Genomic DNA, 17,313 nt, shown 5'->3' on the forward strand with positions numbered 1-17,313 from the left:
ATTGCAAAAAAGCTAGTTATTCATAAGGATGGCGAGGTAAGTTGTAAAGCAATGCTGGAAAGAGCGGATGTCAAGCCCGGTTTTTTCGATGAATTTATCAATTCTATACTGCAGGCTGTTTCGATGGATAAATAGGCGCTTGGCTGCGAGGCTTGCATTCGAGCTGCACTCAATGTACATCTTCACTGAACTGATTAATTCATCATCATCTTTCGTATCTCGAAGTAATTGCTCGATGTACCAGCCTGAATCACTTTTTTCAAGTCCGGCCATTACAGCATGTGGGAACACCATCGGTAAATTGGCTGCTTTCATGTTGGAAAGATGCTCTTTTGATAGCTTAAAACCTTTTTGTTCCATAAGAAAATGATCTAGAATCTTATTATTTACTGAATGAAAACCACCCATGAAGGTCCTGATTTTTAAATAAAAGTCACTTTCCAGCGTGTTAAGAACGGCTGAAAAGCCATTTATATCGTAATTTTCACTATTTTCTCCCTCGATTAAGACACCTGACAGATCATTTTCCCAAATAATAAGTGCTCCGCCATCCATAAAGGCTAAAAATGCTTCTTCAAAATCCAGGTAGGAATGATCATTATTAGAAACCGTAAACTGTGTATACCTGACAGCATCCCAACTGGTCAGCGGCAGGATGCTGCTGTTTTTATACAGAAAATCACTCCACTGTTTCTTCGGTAGATTTGCATTTCGTTCAGTAACATCCATTGTCTTGAATGGGAAAAGAAGCCGCAGCAAGCCAACTTCTTCTTTTGACATATCTGATTTAGGAATGCCAAGCTGGTCTCCAGTTTCATCCTGAAACCATTCGTATCGTTCAGGTTCGCTGCATGAGCTGAAGTCTTTGATGGCACCTGGAAATTTCAGTTTTAATTTTTCAATCATTGTCTATTCCTTCTTACTTGAATATTTATCTTTTATGTGATCCTTGCCAATATTTTTATTGTATAGGTAAACCCAAATAATGTACATTTAATACAACCAAATATTAGCAAAGTAAGGGCTATGCACAAAGGAAACGTTCCGTATGGATAGGCGAGCTTATTTTGTTAACCACCGTCATACACAAAATTGATACCCTCACATATTCAGTAAGGCTGAATTCGGTGAAAAGCGGCAAATTTGCGCTGTCATTTCGTTATTCTGTTAGTAGCATTACTAAGCGATGAGTTTCAGTTGCCCTGTTCCTAATAAAGGCGGCGCGGATTCTAACATCTGAATCCGCGCCGGGCCGTTGCATATCATATATTACTCATTTTCCTGAGGTGGCGCTTCATCCGCGAATTCGTGTGCTTCCTCAATGTTTAGCCGGTCATTGGCTGCCTGATAGACATTACCGCCAGCCATTCCTTCATTTATGATCCGGTCAACATCAAGGAAGACCGAATCTTTGCCTTCATATACGGTATCCTTTAAAAACTTGTCTTTTTCTTTCATGAAATTTCCCTCCTTGCTTATTGCTTTTCTTAGTGTAAACAAGAAAGGGGAAATTATCATTCATACACATGATACAGCATTAACTCATGAATCATGCTTTTCACGCTTGTTTCATCATCGGCCTCTGGATGGATTCCAGTCCACTCAATTTCACCGTTTTTATGATAAATTGCCTGGAAAGACTGTTTTTTAAAGTAAAAAGAGATCCTCCATCCCGGCAGATTTCTGTCTTCAAATAATGGTTTCCATTGAAAGTGTGTGATCAAATCAAATACCCCCATTCACTCTATATCAGTAAGTATAAAGGAAAAGGGATCCTCTTTGAAAATGAAACATCCGAAAGCGAGGCTGTTACATATGCTTAGCCGGCATTGCTAACTCGATAAACAGGTTTTTTAAGTTCTGCCTTCTTTGTCTTTCAATAATTTCTTCGTCAAATTGCATCGGTTTTGAATTGATTTCAAATAAGTGGAGCATGCCGTTTTCATCTTCACCGAGGTCGATTGAAAATTCACCAAACAAACCAAATGTGTTTGATAATACAAGTCCGCTTTTTTCGGCAATCTTGTTTAATAAATCGTCCATTTCTTCAGTTTGGACTGTTTCATAGGGGATTAGTTTGCCGCCCCTTGGAATATGGGTGGTAATTTCCTGGTTCTGGGACATTCTGACGGCCTTCCCGCTTAATCTATAGCCTCCTTTTTTAAAGTGTACAAGAAGGCGGTAATCATAGCGATGTCCATCGATTTTTTTAGGAACGATCGCTTTTTGGATAATGTATCTATTACGGAGGAGCTTTTTTGATTCCTGTTCCCAAAAGCTGGTGAAGCTACTGAACTCTTTCTGTTTACCTGGAGTTATTGCTTCCAGCGTTTCATCTTCATTAAGCCTGAGAATATAAATGCCGCTCCCGCGGTTACCGGTTACCGGTTTTACATATACGGTCCTGTGCCTATCCAGAAAAGAATAAAGGACCGTACTGGATGACAGCAATATGGTTTTCGGCAATAGCTTTCTCAGGTAGTCGTCTTCTTTAAAGGCTTCATATATTTCATATTTATGAACGAACCGCGGATTAAAGAGAGGAATGCTATAACGGTTCAGAAGGCTTTTCAGCTGGCGGAATCCCGAGGATGCTTCATGGCTGCGGAAGGGAATCCGATTGTACACGACATCCGGAAACGGAACGGCTACCTTGATCCATTTGGCAAGCTCGGAAGAAAAAATAAATCCACTGAAATCTTCGTCTTTTGCATCCTCCAGGGTAAAAATATAAGAGAAGATCCCATGCTTTGCAAGATAAAGATGCAGTTCCTGAAATAATGAAAGATTTCCGCCTATTCCAAACTCATTTTTATCGGTACGGCAGGTAAGCATGCCGACCGCTATTCCTCTCGATTTTCGCCACTTTTTAATGTGAAACGAATGCTCTGGCATTGTTCGTGCTTGCTCGCAATAGGCAATTTCAGTTTGTTTGCCTCCGATATAAAGCTGCTTGGTTTTGGCTGTATGATACCAGGTCTGAAATACACTGTCATAATAAATATTCATTCATGTATCCCGCCGGAGCTCACGATCGATTGTTCGGCAAGGAAAACAGCATATTCCAGACAAAGCTTGCGTGTGAGTATTTCAAACTCTTTGAGTTTTGGGTGGGAAAATATGGATCTTCCCGGTTTGGAGTTGGCTTCGAACATCCACACATGTCCGTGTTTATCAATTCCTAAATCAAAGCCAATTTCGGCGATTACTCCATCCATCGTTCTTTCAATGCTTTCACTTAAGGTAAGTGCCGCTGAAGAAAGCTGTTCCTGTACATGGAAGGCAATGTCTTTATCTTCGAACAACTCATCGACCGTTCTGATGGCCCCTCCGCTTTTCACATGAGTTGTCACGCTTCCTTCGCCAGCGATTTTAGCGGCAATCGCTGTAACCTGCCATCTGCCATTTTGGTCTTTATTTGTATGGACTCTGAAATCAATCGGACGCTTATTGGTCTTAATTAAGGAAATACCCTGTTGAATTATCATATTTTGAAGCTTCTTATGCTTGAAAATATGGTTGAACATCGTTTCCAGGGAAGGAAACCTGGTTAATTTATTGAGCTTCTGGTCGTCCTTGTATCTACAATAATAAATATTCTCATTCTTATCATAGATGATCTGGTGGATCCCGAGGCCAAGGCTCCCGTGAATCGGTTTAATGTAAACCTGCCGGTACTGGGAAAGCAAAGTTTCGATGGCTGATAATGACTGGAAGGGATAGGTCTCGGGAAGGTAGGGAATGGCATTGATATCATCAGTCAAACGTTCATGAATGTCCCATTTATTAAAGAAACCGGGATTGTACCATGGGATTGCACATTCCTCTTGAAATTTCCGTTTCACTTCTTTCGGTCCTGCGCGGTTTTCCGTTTTCCGGTTTGGAAGCCGGTCATAGACAACATTGGGAAATGGGAAATCGCGGACGTCCCATTGATTGTTTCGATAAATATAGCCTCTTATTGTACTCGAATCCCAATTGATCTGATGCTCACTGAATATAAAAGGAATGCAGCCCGTTGTTTTATTAAGCGATAACAATTTGGAAAAAAACCCAGAGCGCTCGCCAACTGGTTTGTGCAGAAAGGGGGTGATCCCTGAAGTAAATATTCCGACAAGCGGGCCGATATGGATGCTGTCTTGATAGATAAACAGATGCATCGGGAGGTTGCTTTCTTTAAATGCAAGCGATTCGGCGAGCGCTTTTGAAATGATCGCTGTTTGGCTGCCAGAAGGATTTTTTTTAACAGAAGCGCTGCACGAACGGTGTCCATACCAAATATTATTGATATTTTCAAGTGGTCCAAGTTCAGAAGGGTAGTAGAAGATGTTATCCTTTATATCAGCAATTTCGACACGATAGACTTTTTTCATATACTCACCTGCTTTCGAGTAATTCTCCTGCGAGGCAGCGGCAGTATAAAGCCGGCGCTTTGTACAGCTGATGCATTTTGTCTGGGTGAAGCAGTTCGATTACTTTTCTTCCCGGTTTTGAATTGATATCAAGGATCCATACGCCACCTTTTTTATCAATCCCTAAGTCTAAGCCGATTTCGAAAAGCCGGTTAAACTTGTCTTCCAATTCTATAGGAAGCTGATGGATAATATCCTGGATTTCCATTTCTATTTTTGGCTGAAGGAGGGGTGGAAAAGTTTGCAATAGGCTTTCAAAGCGGACAGCGCGGGCGCCAGCTGCCAGGTTTGCTGTAATACAGTGCTTTCGGCCGACCCTAACCCCCCGGCCGCGCTCAATCCAGTTGTTTTTGCTGTCTTTTTGAAGCATAATACGCACATCATATGGCTCATCCTCACTATTGGAAAGCTCAATGTAAGGCTGTGATACGTAAGGGCATTCCTGAAGCAATTGCAGAAACCACCTTTCCAGTGCTGCCTTTTTATCAAAAAACCGTTCATATCCGTTCTCCCTTTTTGTCATTCGGACGAGCCATCCATCAGCTTCCATGCAAAGAAGATAAATTCCTATTCCCCTGGAGCCAAATTCAGGTTTCAGTATGATTTTTTTGTGGCTGGATAATTCCCTCCAGATATCGCCTGTTTTATTCATTCTTTTTACTGGAGGCAGAAAACGGCTCAGTCTATCCATTTGTGCAAGAGACTGAAATACTGTATGTTTTCCGGGCAGACCGAATCCAAGAAAAGCAGAATGATTTTTAAGCCATTCAATTTTAAAGCGTACCTTCTCAGATTGCCGGATTAAACCATGAAAACTCCGATCATAAATGAAATCAGGAATCGAAAACTGCGAAGCAATCCATTCCTTAGTTGGATAATCGTATTTTTCACCATGGATAGTTTCTGCACCGGTATCGATTTTTGCCGGACAAAATCGATAGACAAAAAGGTTTTCTTTTTCGGAAGCGAGCGCGACTTCAGTGAAATACATTTCCTCGCTTCGTAATTGGGAGGACATAATTCCTAATGAAAGCATTCGGTTCCCCTTTCCGGCCCAGAGAGTCAAGGCCTTGTCGGCTTTCCACCATCATAGAGGGAATGCATATATTCAATGATTGATTTTACGGATGGCCGAAATTTCTCATAACTGCCCTGAAAGGCTTTAGAAGGTTTGGAATTTACTTCAATGATCCAGGGTTGTTTATTTGTATCAAGGGCGATATCGATTCCAAGTTCACCGAATAAGTCGGCACGCTGCTCGATTACACAATTGGCTGTTTGCAGGGCAAGTTTGGAGATTTCTTTATACAATGTTAGAGCTTCATTTTCTGTAAATGCCGATTTTAAGAAGTCCGCAGCGTTTTTCATTTCTCCGCCTCTGGATAGATTGGAAACAATATGTCCGGCATTGCCAATCCTGGCAACAAGAGACGTTATTTTCCAGGATTGGTTTTTGCTTTTATTCAACAGTATTCGGAAATCGATTTTTTTATGGTCAAATTCCAATAACGGAATCCCTTTTTGAACAATAAACGATCGATGTTTTATCGTTCTTTTCAATACGGCAAAAAGCTCGGTAACCGTCGCAAACAAATAGGTATCCTTTATATCCTTTGAATGTTCCAGGACCCAGCCTTCTGCTGTTTCTGTGAGCTTGCAAATATTTTTCCCCTGGCTTCCGAAAGAAGGTTTGACGTATACTACATGATGCTTTTCGATGAATGCTGAGAAATCCTCTTCCTTGTTCAGGGGAATTGTATCAGGCAAAAAGGGGAGGAGTTCTTCCTTGTCAGCGAGGATTTCGTGTACTTCCTTCTTAGAAAGGAAGCCTCCATTAAAAATTGGGATATTCAGAGCATGCAATTCGTTAAGATAGTCCTGGAAAGCGGCCGACTTTTCTTGAGCCCGTGAATGAATCCTGTTATAAACAACATCCGGTAATGGGAGAGAGCGATGTTCCCAGCCTTCATTAACATTCCAATAGCCTTCTACATGCCCGGCATCTTTGGCTGCCTGCAGCTTATGCACATAGAAAGGAAATCCTTTTTGCTCACAAAGAGTCTTCATTTCCTGTAAGAAAGTCTCCATCGTACCAAAGGTTCCATTCATTTTCTCAATTGGATGATCGGTCAAGACAGACAAAAAGGGTCCGATCCTCAATTCTCTTTTTTCTTTGTTATAGGTGATTTGGACAGGAAAAGGCAAAATGGGCAGCGATAGTTGATGGCTTATATGCCGGGAAATTTGGATCATCGGTTTTTTTGCCGAAAAGGGACGGACAAGTAAAGAAGCTTGATTGGATCCCGCAATCAAGGTAATCCGTTCATTGATAGTTACATCCCATCTCGCAAACAGTGATTGTTCTATTTGAATAACATGAGTTTTTTCAGGGTCAAAGCCTTTAAAGGTGATCATTACCTTGTCATATAATACTTTCATCGTCATTCCCCGTTTGCACTGGTTTATCCTTCTCAAATTGAATAAGAAAGTATGATCTTCTAAAGCACGACTGGGTTCGCTTTTTCTTCATTATGAGATGGGCAAAAGCGGATATGTTATCTTATGTATGATAGGTTTGGAACGTGTCTCGGCCAATTAGAAATTCGGTAATTGGCGAAATATAATCAAGAATTTTCTGAAGGAGCAGGGAATACAGTGATTAATAAGGAAAGAATTTATCGCAAAGCCCCTAAACGAAGTTTTCATTTTGTGATTGGTTTTGTTATAGTTGAAAGGAAAATCGGAAAGAGTTAAGGAGGAGTATGATGAGCGCGAACCTATACGATGCTGCATATGAAATGGAAAGAACTATTCGCGGAAGCAGTGAATATACAGAACTAAAAAGTTTGTATGATCAGGTAAATGCAGATCAATCGGCACGGGGCATGTTTGAAAACTTTCGCCAAATCCAGATGATGCTTCAACAAAAACAAATGGCAGGCCAAGAAATAACTCCTGAAGAAGTTGAGCAGGCACAGAAAACGGTAGCTTTAGTACAACAGCACCCAACCATTTCAAAATTGATGGAAGCGGAACAGAGAATGAGCACGGTCATCGCGGATCTCAATAAAATCATCATGAAGCCGCTTGAGGAATTATACGGCTTGCCGGAACAGGGCTAATTTTTTTAGAGGGCGACTGCACAAAGTGCAGCGCCTTTTTTGCTAAAATAAGAAAATATTGCTTTTATCAACATGAAATGGTGTCTATCTCCTGCGCCTAGCCTCTCGAGCCCTACAGAAGGCGAACAGCGCCTTCTTTCGGGATCTGTCTTATGCTTGTCAAGTCTCTTCCGCTTTTTTTATCTGTTCTATCGAAAGTCTCTGATTCATAAAAATGGAATAGGACACTACAGATAGGGGAGATCAGCATGGTATATCGTTTACTTGCGGTTAATATTGACGGGACATTGCTTCAATCAAATGGCCGTTTAAATAAATCAACAAAAGAAGCGATAGAATATGTCCATCATAAAGGCGTGCATGTCACGCTAGTTACTTCACGGAACTTTCATTCAGCTAAAAAGGCAGCAAAGGCTTTAAAAATAAATCCAATGCTTGTAGCCCTTCAAGGAGCGTTTGTCGGCTCGACGGTTGAGAAGCCGCTTTTTGTAAGAAGGATTTCAGAAAAACTGACACTTGAAATTGTACAGCTGCTGGAAAAGGCAAACTGCCAAATTCAACTTGTAACCGAGAAATATATGCTTGGAAACAGAGTGAACGTTCCGGAAAATTTACTCGGCAAAGCGGTCATGTATATGAATGAGCAAAACGTCTACTCCCAGAACTATGTCGACTTGCTCAGTGAAGAATTGGCAAAGCAGCCGATAGCACCGCCGAAAATCGATGTCATATTCAATAATCACAGTGACAGAGAAGATATTTTCAAACTGATCACCGGCATGTACCCTGAGGTGCAAACGATACTGCAGCCAGGCAATAATCTCTCTATCGTTTCCAGGGGAGTCTCCAAATGGAACGGCGTGCTTCATCTTGCCGACCATTTAAAAATGAAACGCAGTGAAATTGTTGCGATCGGCGATGGTCTCGATGATATTGAAATGATCAAGGAATGCGGACTTGGAGTGGCAATGGGCAATGCCCCATTTGAAGTGAAAAAAGCTGCTAAGTGGATAACCCGTACAAACGATGATCATGGTGTCGCTTATATGCTAAAGGAATTTTTCCGAAAACAGCATCCAATCGAATTCTTGGAAAAAATGAATATTCTCAAATGATGAGAATTCTTTAGATATTCACCAAATCGGTAGGAAACTCAAACTAATCAGGAATAATTCAACCAAAACAAGAAAGAATTCAATCAAACTCTAACATAATTCAACCAGACTAAGCTGAAAATAAAAAAACAGGCCTAGGTATCCGGGCCTGTTTCGTTCATATTAATTCTTTTTACTAATAAACCGGTTCATTGCATGAATCTGGCCAAGGTGATAAGCCTCATGAAAGACGGTCATATTGGCAATTTCACCGAAAGTCGTCAGCCCTAAAAATGGCTCTTTTAATTCTACTTGTAAACGATCTGCATCGATTTGCTGCAGTCGGACAGCCTGCTCTTTTAACTGCTCAACCAACTGTTCCACAGCCGGTACCTCTCCCTGCCAGTCAGAGGGCTTCGTACCGTACCCAAATAAGCCAACATAATTTTCAGGCAAATTGTTTGACTCCTTAGGAAATCCAAACACTAACTGTTCCGCCATGGTCAGAACATGACCGATATGCCAGTGAATGGTATTATTAAATCCCTCCGGCTGAATATCAAAGATTGCTGGATTTAAGGCCGATACTTCGTCTAGTAAATTATTTCTGGTCAATTCAAATTGCTTAAATAAAAGTTCACTCATCGTTTTATCCCCTTTCAAATAATAACCGTATCTTTGTAAGCATACCAAAGAAGTAATTCGATGAAAACTGATAAGATTACATATTATTTCGGAAAACAGGCATTGTACAGCATCGGAACGAGCCGCCTGATTTGATGATTTCTGTTATATCGACTTCAATCACATCGTAGCCTCGGTCGCGCAGTTTTTCATTGACATTTTTATTTACTGGGAGACTGATTATCTTTTTATTGCCAATGGAAAGCACATTGGTGCCAAGCGTAAACTGTTCCTCCTCTGTCACTTCAATCAGATTATATCGCCCGGACAGAAATTCTCTCTCTTTTTCGCTAATAACCTCTGGAAAAATCAACGCATCCTCCGGGGACAAAATGTTAAAGACACAATCCAGATGCAGATATTTTGCTTCAAAGGGAACAGGAATGACCTCGAAATCCGGCAGCAACGTTTGCAGACGTTTAATCGAGTTAATATGAGTCCGGTTGCTGATGCCGACAAAAATCGTATTTCGATCGATGATAACATCTCCGCCCTCTATCTGGTCTTTAACGAGATTATGGAACGGAAGTCTGTTTTCCTTCAGCCACTTCTTCAGGATTTCTTCCTCCCCCTGACGGATACCACTTGCCATTTCAGCTACAAAGACAGTTTGTCCAAGGGTAAAACCGATATCGCGGGTGAAAACCTGCTCGGGATATTGGCTAAAGGAAGGAAGAAGGAATACCTCAACTCCATGCTGCCGCAGAACATTCACGAATTCTCCGTGCTGCTTCATAGCCGTTTTGATATCGATTCCTTCCTTCTTAAAATGCTTCTGGGTATCGTTGATTACTTCACGTATCGTCATATATTGAGGCTGGCACAATACGACACGTCTCAATTCATCGTATTCACTGTAGCAAAAAGCCTGGATTTCGTTTTCCTGATGCAATGACATGGGTTTCCTCCTGAATGATAACTTTACCTATACTATTTCCTTATTATTGAGAGAAAAAACTTCATTCATCGAAATTGCTGCTGGTTCAAACAGACTCATGTTGTTTTGGGGCATTTTTAAAAATTAAAAATAATAAAAAGGATAAATCGAAAATGAAGAGAATTTTACATGTATTCAGAAAAAATATGCAGGCGCTTGCTGTGAGGAGGAAAAAAAATGATGAATACCCCCTTGATTATGACGCAAATGATTGAAAGAGCCGAAAAGTACTATCCGAAAAAAAAGGTGATATCACGAACGGAAGGCGGCATCCGCCAGTTCACTTATCGTGAAATCGCTGAACGGACAAGGAGGCTGGCAAGCAGCCTTGAGAAACTGGGAATGAAAAAAGGGGACCGCATCGGAACCCTTGCCTGGAACCATCACCGGCATCTGGAAGCCTATTTTGCGATTCCTTGCTCTGGAGCGGTTTTGCATACAATCAATATGAGGCTTTCACCACAGCATGTTTCTTATATCGTGAATCATTCCGAGGATAAATTGTTATTGATCGATGCTGATGTTGTACCGCTTATCGAAAGCATCCATAAAGAGATAGGCCATGTGGAAGGATATATCATTATGACCGATTCTGAGGAGCTGCCGGAAACAACGCTGTCTCCCGTGTATCATTATGAAAAGCTGATCGCTGAGGGAAACCCATCCCATCCGTTCATTCAGGATCTCGATGAAAATGCGCCGGCAGGAATGTGCTATACATCAGCCACAACCGGTAATCCGAAAGGTGTGGTTTATTCGCATAGAGGAATCGTGCTTCACAGTTTAGCACTTGGCTTAGCAGATAATATGGGCGTCAAAGAAAGGGATATTGCCATGCCTGTTGTGCCGATGTTTCACGTCAATGCCTGGGGCTTTCCTTTTGCGGCGGTGTGGTTCGGCAGTGATCTGGTTTTGCCAGGACCCTATTTCACTCCGAAAATTCTTGCCGAGCTTATTCAATCTGAGAAAATAACAATCACAGCCGGCGTGCCGACAATTTGGCTTGGCCTTTTAAAGGAACTCGATGAAAATGAATACGATACAAGCAGCTTGAGGGCAGTGATTTGTGGAGGTTCCGCAGCTCCTAAAAGCATGATCAAGGCTTATGAACAAAAGCACAATATCCCTTTTATTCACGCATACGGCATGACGGAAACGAGTCCGATTGTTTTTGCCTCGACCATGAAAAGCTATCACGATGATTTGGATGAGGAAGAAAAGTACGAGCTAAAAGCTAAACAGGGAATGACGGTTCCTGGCATTGAAATTAAGGTAGTGGGTAGGGAAGGAGAAGTGGTAAACGATGGAAAAGAAATGGGCGAACTGCTCATTAGAGGGCCTTGGATTGCTGATGAGTACTACCGGGATGACAGAACAGAAGGTGCCTTTAAGGATGGCTGGCTGTACACAGGGGATGTTGTAACCGTAGATGAAGACGGATTCGTGAAAATTGTCGACAGGACAAAGGATTTAATCAAAAGCGGAGGTGAATGGATTTCTTCAGTGGACCTGGAAAACGCATTAATGGCCCACGAAGCCATATTCGAGGCAGCAGTCGTCGCAATTCCTCATGAAAGATGGCAGGAACGTCCTGTTGCGTGTGTGGTCCTTAAAGATCTCTATAAAGGAAAGGTTAGCAAGGAAGAGATCATCGAATTTTTACAGCCACAGTTTGCCAAATGGTGGCTTCCGGATGACGTCCTTTTTCTTGATGAAATTCCAAAAACAGGTGTCGGCAAATTTCTAAAAATGGCTCTTCGCGAACAGATTAAGGACAAATACGCTAAACAATAATTGTAAGGAGGGGATGAGACGCTCATCTCCTTTTTTGCATCGAATGCAAGCTCTTTCATTTATATCACACGAAAGGGAATAATAGCTTGTGGCAGAAGTGTGTCAAGATTATTAAAATATTCACTTTTTTCTTTTTATTTAATTAAAAGAAACGCTATAATATGTAAAGAACGAACTTTTTTGAGGAGGAAGACTAAGTGGGAATTGAATCGGCTTCTGCCCAAGCGAGCGTCATAGTTACCTATTCCGGGAGAACGGCTACTGTCGAAATGAACCGTCCTGAAGCAATGAATGCAATGAATGAAGAAATGCTTCGTGAATTGGTGAACGCACTTAAGGAAATAACAGACAATGAAGATGTTCATGCAGTTATTTTAAAAGGAAAAGGGAAAGCGTTTTCCGCAGGCGGAGACATCAAAATGATGCTATCATCAGAAGGTGAAGAGGGAGAAGCTGCCTTTAACTCGTTGATGGATTGCATCAGTGAATTGGTGACGACTCTTTACTTCATGCCGAAGCTCACAATTTGCGGCATCCATGGTGCTGCAGCAGGTCTTGGTTTGAGCGTAGCGCTGGCTGCGGATTACATTATTGCGGAACCTGAAAGTAAAATTGCGATGAATTTCATCGGGATTGGCCTGATACCCGATGGCGGCGGCCATTTCTTCCTCGAAAGAAAACTGGGTGAGGTCCGTGCGAAGGAACTCATTTGGGAAGGTAAAGTAATGAGGGCGCAGGAAGCATTCGAAAAAGGGCTGATTCATGAAGTTGCTGCGGAAACCCTTGAGCAATCGATTGAAACAAAACTTCAAAAATGGTTGAACAGCCCAATCCAGGCCATGATCAAGACGAAAAAGATCCTCGGGGAGAAAAATCGCCCGCTTTTATTGAAAATGCTTGAGCTTGAAAAAAATGCGCAAATGAAAATGCGCAAGACAAGCGATCACCAGGAAGGCGTCAAGGCGTTTGTCGAGAAAAGGAATCCAAATTTCACAGGGAACTAATAAAGGTAGCCGACACATAAAGTGTCGGCTCTTTTGAGTACGCTTAACATAAAAGTCCCGCTATTTATGAAATAGGCCAGACCAAGGCGCATCCGCTTTTCTGATTGTAAGCCCTTCGAGTCATAAGTCATCTCCCTGCAGAAGGCAAAGAGCGCCTCGTCTTATGCTTGTCAGGGCAGATCAAGGCGTGTCCGCTTCTCTGGTCAACGGTGAAAAAGGACCAATTTTCCCGCTGGTGAGGTGCAGCGGTGTGTTTTTTCTCCGTAATCTTTTTCCTTTAGCAGATTTCCTCCTAATTCTTTGGCCTGATCGTCATTTTCCGCCTCGAAGGACTCGTCCAAAAGCTTCTCCCCGGTCGGCTCGAATACAGTTAGCTTATATACTCTGCTCATGTTTATTTGCCCCTTTTTTTAAATGTTTTTTCATATTTTGATGTACTGCTATTTTTGCATAATATTCATTATGTTGCAAAGATTTTATATTCTCTGTATTGCTTTGTGGAATATGAATGTATGATTTTTACTAAAATAGAAGTATTTAAATAAAAAATTAATATATTGAAACCATTTGCTTGTTATACACGTATAGAGCTTAAGAAGGGGGAATACAAATTGGTGCTGCAACTTAACAATGTCACAAAAAAATTCGGCGATTTTACAGCGGTCGATTCTTTGAATTTTACTATTCCTGAGAGAGAAATGTTCGGTTTATTAGGGGCAAATGGTGCGGGGAAAACGACGACCTTCCGGATGATTCTTGGGCTTTTGGATCCGACGGCAGGAGAAATCAGTTGGAATGGGAAGCCTATCGATTATTCCACCAGTCCGATCATTGGCTATTTGCCAGAGGAACGCGGTCTTTATCCAAAATTGAAGGTGCGGGATCAAATTGTATATCTAGCTCGATTAAGAGGAATGAATAAAGCCTCCGCCATAAAGGAGCTCCAGGCTTGGCTGGAGCGATTCAAGGTGCCTGATTATTTGGATAAGCGTGTCGAAGAGCTTTCAAAAGGGAATCAACAGAAAATCCAGTTCATCGCGTCCATCATCCATAAGCCGAAGCTGTTAATTCTTGATGAACCGTTCAGCGGGCTTGATCCGGTGAATGTGGAGATCCTTAAGGATGCTGTCATCGATTTACGGGAAAATGGAACAACCATCGTCTTTTCCAGCCACCGGATGGAGCACGTCGAGGAGCTTTGCGAGCATTTGTGCATTATGCACAGGGGAAGTCCTGTAGTTGCTGGGAAATTGAAGGATATTAAACGCAGCTTTGGCAAGAAGAATGTAGTGGTTCATGCCGATTTTGATCTAGCCTTCCTGGACGAATTTCCGGGCGTTATGAAATCGAAAACGACGACTGAGGGTAAAGTTCTTCAGATAACCGGCGAGGATGTTGCCGAAAGTATCCTGCGTGAATTGGTACCCAAAGGCTTCGTTAGGAGATTCGAGCTGGAGGAGCCTTCCCTGAATGATATTTTCATAGAAAAAGTGGGTGCCGCATATGAATAAGTTTTTTATTGTATTATTTCATACATACCTTTCCAAGTTGAAAACGAAATCATTTATTGTATCAACGATCATTATGGTGCTGCTAGTCATTGGTTTAGCCAGCCTGCCGAAAGTCATCGATTATTTTGATAAGGATGAAAAAGTCACGATAGGCGTCCTTGATAAAACTGGATCCACCTATGAAACATTGAATGGCCGGATCAATACAATCAACAGGAATGTTAAATTAAAGACCATTGAGAATGAAGCCGCAGCTAAAAAGCTTATCAACTCTGAAAAGCTAACAGGCTATCTAATTATCGAAAAAGATTCAGGGAAAAGTTTAAAAGGTACATACAAAGCAAAGATAATCTCGGACTCTTCCATAAGTGATGACCTGCTGTTGGCATTGACCCAGGTTAAGAGCAGTCTTGCAGCAGGCGAATTAAAGCTCTCGCCCGAGCAGCTTGCCCAATTGAGCACACCTGCTGCTTTTGAAAAAGTCGCGCTTGAGAAAAATGCAAAAACAGAGGATGAACTGAATCAAGCCCGCGGGCTGGTTTATATCCTTTTGTTTGTCATCTATCTGAACGTCATCATGTACGCAAGCATGATCGCGATGGAGATAGCAACGGAAAAAACGTCAAGAGTGATGGAAATCCTCGTATCCAGCGTTTCACCCGTACAGCAAATGTTTGCAAAAATCTGTGGTATCGCTTTGTTAAGCATCACCCAAATACTATTATTCTTGAGTGCAGGCTATGTTTCTATAAAACCAAATCTGGATGAAATGAATGGCGGAATTTTTTCATTCCTGGGTTTTGACGGTATTAGCATCTCCACCATTATATACGCAATCATTTTTTGCTTGCTGGGATACTTCCTGTATGCAACCCTGGCCGCTTTCCTTGGATCATTGGTCAGCAGAGTAGAGGACGTGCAGCAGATGATTTTACCAGTGACCATGCTTATCATGATTGCCTTTTTCATTGCAATGTACGGTTTGACTAATCCGACCGCAGGCTTCATCACTGGAATTTCATTCATTCCATTTTTCAGCCCGATGATCATGTTCCTGCGGGTCGGGATGATTTCAGTACCGTTCTGGGAAGTCGCTCTCAGCATCGGTCTACTGGTCGTCACGATTGTCCTGCTGGGTATTTTCGGCGGAAAAGTGTACCGCGGCGGGGTGCTGATGTATGGAAGCTCTAAATCATACAAGGATATAAAAAAAGCTTTGCAGATTTCCAAAAATGGATAAGAACAAAAAATGGATGGTGCGCGGCATCATCCATTTTTTGTTGTATAGGATACTATAGATTGAATGTGGATCACTTAATTTTGGTTCTTTGCATCCAGCTCCGACGTACAAGGATGTACTAGTGCCGACGTCGCCACAGGACGTGCGGTTCTTAGCTGACGTTCCTTTGAACAAGGCGCTTGCGCATTTGGTCTTGAAGTCGCCTTCCATTTCAAAAGAATAAGAAAGTATGTTCTATTTGTGGTAAGATATATACGATCAAACCTTATTTTAGGGAGTGAAACGGAAAATGAGCAAAATTGTCTTTATACATGCGGCCGATTTGCATTTGGACAGTCCTTTTGCGGGATTGAAGAATCTTCCTGCCTTTTTAATCGAACGGCTGAGGGAAAGTTCATTTCTGGCATTTCAGAAAGTTATTGACACAGCGATTTTTCATCGCGTTGACTTTTTGCTGCTGGCCGGAGACCTTTATGATGGGGAAAACCGCAGCCTTCGTACCCAGGTGCGTTTTCGAAAAGAAATGGAGAGGTTAAGGGAACACAACATACCGGTTTATATCATCCATGGAAACCATGACCATCTGGACGGTTCATGGATACATGTCGATTTACCGGAAAATGTCCATGTTTTTCAAGCAAAACCCGAAGTGAAGCAATTCCAGAAGCAGGACGGGACCACCGTCAATATTTATGGCTATAGTTATCCGAAAAGGCATGTTTCCGAGCGGATCATTACCATGTTCACAAAGCAGGATGATGCTGATTATCATATCGGTATGCTGCATGGAAATCTGGAAGGCTATACAGATCACAGCCCCTATGCTCCATTTTCACAGAGGGAGCTAGTAGAAAAGAACTTTGACTATTGGGCACTGGGCCATATCCATAAAAGACAAATTGTTTTAAAGCAGCCGCCAGCGATTTATCCTGGAAATATCCAAGGAAGAAACAGAAAGGAAACCGGAGAAAAAGGCTGCTATTTAGTTGAGATCAATAACGGTGCAACAGATTATCAGTTTATCGAAACAGGATCGATTGGTTGGGATTCAATGCAAATCAAGCTAGCGGGTGATGGACAATTTGATGACATTCTGAAAAAATGCCGTAATTATTTGCAGGAAGTCCAAAACAATGAAAAGGAGTTATTGCTGGAGTTAGTTCTGGAGATAGCCGATCACGCTAATCCTTCTTTATTTACCGAAGAATTTATCGAGGGAATTCTCGAAAGCCTACAGGATGAAGAAGATGAAACAGAAGGTTTTGTTTGGCCGTACCGGGTGATAATTGAAAACGACTCGTTGCTGGATGAACCACTCATTTCAGAGAATCCTTTTTTTGGGGAATTATTCACTAACGCAGCTGACTCCAATGAGATAGACAGTGCATTGGGCCAGCTTTATAATCACCGGGAGGCGCGGAGGTTTCTTGATCCGCTTGATAAAGAGGAAAGAGCAGAGTTGGCCAGTCAATCGCAAACTGTTCTCATGCGATTATTTCAGCGAAATTAACAGGA

General features: G+C 41.9%; 18 protein-coding genes. 8 read left to right on the forward strand and 10 right to left on the reverse strand.

Annotation, left to right across the window (positions count from 1 at the left end; translation table 11 throughout):
• Window positions 1-12: 12 nt before the first annotated feature.
• Window positions 13-906, reverse strand: coding sequence for a PucR family transcriptional regulator (locus ELQ35_RS06140; RefSeq protein WP_126863957.1), 894 nt, complete (start codon window positions 904-906; stop codon window positions 13-15).
• Window positions 907-1,067: 161 nt separating this feature from the next.
• Here ELQ35_RS06140 and ELQ35_RS06145 point away from each other — a divergent pair, with 161 nt between their 5' ends.
• Window positions 1,068-1,190, forward strand: coding sequence for a lipid II flippase family protein (locus ELQ35_RS06145; RefSeq protein ID WP_246026005.1), 123 nt, complete (start codon window positions 1,068-1,070; stop codon window positions 1,188-1,190).
• Window positions 1,191-1,269: 79 nt separating this feature from the next.
• Here ELQ35_RS06145 and ELQ35_RS06150 read toward each other — a convergent pair whose 3' ends face one another.
• From ELQ35_RS06150 to ELQ35_RS06175, 6 genes are all read right to left on the reverse strand, one after another.
• Entirely contained in the window at window positions 1,270-1,458 is a 189-nt protein-coding gene (locus ELQ35_RS06150) for a hypothetical protein (RefSeq protein WP_126863958.1), read from the reverse strand.
• Window positions 1,459-1,514: 56 nt separating this feature from the next.
• On the reverse strand, window positions 1,515-1,724 hold the full coding sequence (locus ELQ35_RS06155) for a YheE family protein (RefSeq protein ID WP_126863959.1): 210 nt from the start codon (window positions 1,722-1,724) through the stop codon (window positions 1,515-1,517).
• Window positions 1,725-1,809: 85 nt separating this feature from the next.
• On the reverse strand, window positions 1,810-3,009 hold the full coding sequence (locus ELQ35_RS06160; protein ID WP_126863960.1) for a YheC/YheD family endospore coat-associated protein: 1,200 nt from the start codon (window positions 3,007-3,009) through the stop codon (window positions 1,810-1,812).
• Window positions 3,006-4,373 carry a YheC/YheD family endospore coat-associated protein gene (locus ELQ35_RS06165; protein ID WP_126863961.1) on the reverse strand — a complete coding sequence of 456 codons (1,368 nt, stop codon included), beginning with the start codon at window positions 4,371-4,373 and terminating at the stop codon, window positions 3,006-3,008. The genes ELQ35_RS06160 and ELQ35_RS06165 overlap by 4 nt, the downstream gene beginning before the upstream one ends.
• Window positions 4,374-4,377: 4 nt before the next feature.
• A complete protein-coding gene (locus tag ELQ35_RS06170) occupies window positions 4,378-5,448 on the reverse strand; it encodes a YheC/YheD family endospore coat-associated protein (protein ID WP_126863962.1) in 1,071 nt (356 codons plus the stop codon).
• Between the two features lie 26 nt (window positions 5,449-5,474).
• Window positions 5,475-6,851, reverse strand: a complete 1,377-nt coding sequence (locus tag ELQ35_RS06175; protein WP_185861684.1) for a YheC/YheD family endospore coat-associated protein — start codon at window positions 6,849-6,851, stop codon at window positions 5,475-5,477.
• Between the two features lie 326 nt (window positions 6,852-7,177).
• Between ELQ35_RS06175 and ELQ35_RS06180 the strand changes: the two genes are divergently transcribed.
• Together ELQ35_RS06180 and ELQ35_RS06185 are read left to right on the forward strand one after the other, a co-directional pair.
• Window positions 7,178-7,534 carry a YlbF/YmcA family competence regulator gene (locus ELQ35_RS06180; protein WP_126863964.1) on the forward strand — a complete coding sequence of 119 codons (357 nt, stop codon included), beginning with the start codon at window positions 7,178-7,180 and terminating at the stop codon, window positions 7,532-7,534.
• A 248-nt stretch (window positions 7,535-7,782) separates the two neighbouring features.
• Window positions 7,783-8,649, forward strand: a complete 867-nt coding sequence (locus ELQ35_RS06185) for an HAD family hydrolase (RefSeq protein WP_126863965.1) — start codon at window positions 7,783-7,785, stop codon at window positions 8,647-8,649.
• 162 nt (window positions 8,650-8,811) lie between these two features.
• Here ELQ35_RS06185 and ELQ35_RS06190 read toward each other — a convergent pair whose 3' ends face one another.
• Together ELQ35_RS06190 and ELQ35_RS06195 are read right to left on the reverse strand one after the other, a co-directional pair.
• Window positions 8,812-9,273 (reverse strand): DinB family protein, encoded by a 462-nt coding sequence (locus tag ELQ35_RS06190; protein WP_126863966.1) that lies wholly within the window; start codon window positions 9,271-9,273, stop codon window positions 8,812-8,814.
• Between the two features lie 76 nt (window positions 9,274-9,349).
• The gene (locus ELQ35_RS06195; protein ID WP_126863967.1) at window positions 9,350-10,210 is read right to left on the reverse strand and encodes a dimethylarginine dimethylaminohydrolase family protein; all 861 of its coding nucleotides are present in this window, start codon (window positions 10,208-10,210) and stop codon (window positions 9,350-9,352) included.
• Between the two features lie 216 nt (window positions 10,211-10,426).
• On the opposite strand from ELQ35_RS06195, the gene ELQ35_RS06200 reads away from it, so the two are divergent.
• Window positions 10,427-12,043, forward strand: coding sequence for a long-chain fatty acid--CoA ligase (locus ELQ35_RS06200; protein ID WP_126863968.1), 1,617 nt, complete (start codon window positions 10,427-10,429; stop codon window positions 12,041-12,043).
• A gap of 203 nt (window positions 12,044-12,246) precedes the next feature.
• Window positions 12,247-13,047: an enoyl-CoA hydratase gene (locus ELQ35_RS06205; protein WP_370873388.1), complete on the forward strand. Its 801-nt coding sequence runs from the start codon at window positions 12,247-12,249 to the stop codon at window positions 13,045-13,047.
• Window positions 13,048-13,250: 203 nt separating this feature from the next.
• Here the strand turns inward: ELQ35_RS06205 and ELQ35_RS06210 are convergent, their stop codons facing one another.
• Window positions 13,251-13,439, reverse strand: coding sequence for a YhzD family protein (locus ELQ35_RS06210; RefSeq protein WP_126863970.1), 189 nt, complete (start codon window positions 13,437-13,439; stop codon window positions 13,251-13,253).
• Window positions 13,440-13,658: 219 nt separating this feature from the next.
• On the opposite strand from ELQ35_RS06210, the gene ELQ35_RS06215 reads away from it, so the two are divergent.
• The 3 genes from ELQ35_RS06215 (at window position 13,659) to ELQ35_RS06225 (ending at window position 17,308) form a co-directional block, all read left to right on the forward strand.
• Window positions 13,659-14,558 carry an ABC transporter ATP-binding protein gene (locus ELQ35_RS06215; RefSeq protein WP_126863971.1) on the forward strand — a complete coding sequence of 300 codons (900 nt, stop codon included), beginning with the start codon at window positions 13,659-13,661 and terminating at the stop codon, window positions 14,556-14,558.
• On the forward strand, window positions 14,551-15,798 hold the full coding sequence (locus ELQ35_RS06220; protein WP_126863972.1) for an ABC transporter permease: 1,248 nt from the start codon (window positions 14,551-14,553) through the stop codon (window positions 15,796-15,798). The genes ELQ35_RS06215 and ELQ35_RS06220 overlap by 8 nt, the downstream gene beginning before the upstream one ends.
• A gap of 289 nt (window positions 15,799-16,087) precedes the next feature.
• Complete coding sequence (locus ELQ35_RS06225) at window positions 16,088-17,308, forward strand: metallophosphoesterase family protein (protein ID WP_126863973.1); 1,221 nt, start codon at window positions 16,088-16,090, stop codon at window positions 17,306-17,308.
• Window positions 17,309-17,313 lie beyond the last annotated feature (5 nt).

Source organism: Peribacillus cavernae, assembly GCF_003989135.1.
GTDB classification, from domain to species: domain Bacteria; phylum Bacillota; class Bacilli; order Bacillales; family DSM-1321; genus Peribacillus; species Peribacillus cavernae.

Bases quoted from the DNA above. Each gene is read 5' to 3' on its own strand.
- ELQ35_RS06160 (WP_126863960.1), bottom strand. From the start codon at position 3,009: ATGAATATTTATTATGACAGTGTATTTCAGACCTGGTATCATACAGCC.
- ELQ35_RS06185 (WP_126863965.1), top strand. From the start codon at position 7,783: ATGGTATATCGTTTACTTGCGGTTAATATTGACGGGACATTGCTTCAA.
- ELQ35_RS06200 (WP_126863968.1), top strand. From the start codon at position 10,427: ATGATGAATACCCCCTTGATTATGACGCAAATGATTGAAAGAGCCGAA.
- ELQ35_RS06225 (WP_126863973.1), top strand. From the start codon at position 16,088: ATGAGCAAAATTGTCTTTATACATGCGGCCGATTTGCATTTGGACAGT.
- ELQ35_RS06190 (WP_126863966.1), bottom strand. From the start codon at position 9,273: ATGAGTGAACTTTTATTTAAGCAATTTGAATTGACCAGAAATAATTTA.
- ELQ35_RS06180 (WP_126863964.1), top strand. From the start codon at position 7,178: ATGAGCGCGAACCTATACGATGCTGCATATGAAATGGAAAGAACTATT.
- ELQ35_RS06150 (WP_126863958.1), bottom strand. From the start codon at position 1,458: ATGAAAGAAAAAGACAAGTTTTTAAAGGATACCGTATATGAAGGCAAA.
- ELQ35_RS06220 (WP_126863972.1), top strand. From the start codon at position 14,551: ATGAATAAGTTTTTTATTGTATTATTTCATACATACCTTTCCAAGTTG.
- ELQ35_RS06165 (WP_126863961.1), bottom strand. From the start codon at position 4,373: ATGAAAAAAGTCTATCGTGTCGAAATTGCTGATATAAAGGATAACATC.
- ELQ35_RS06170 (WP_126863962.1), bottom strand. From the start codon at position 5,448: ATGCTTTCATTAGGAATTATGTCCTCCCAATTACGAAGCGAGGAAATG.
- ELQ35_RS06140 (WP_126863957.1), bottom strand. From the start codon at position 906: ATGATTGAAAAATTAAAACTGAAATTTCCAGGTGCCATCAAAGACTTC.
- ELQ35_RS06210 (WP_126863970.1), bottom strand. From the start codon at position 13,439: ATGAGCAGAGTATATAAGCTAACTGTATTCGAGCCGACCGGGGAGAAG.
- ELQ35_RS06175 (WP_185861684.1), bottom strand. From the start codon at position 6,851: ATGAAAGTATTATATGACAAGGTAATGATCACCTTTAAAGGCTTTGAC.
- ELQ35_RS06195 (WP_126863967.1), bottom strand. From the start codon at position 10,210: ATGTCATTGCATCAGGAAAACGAAATCCAGGCTTTTTGCTACAGTGAA.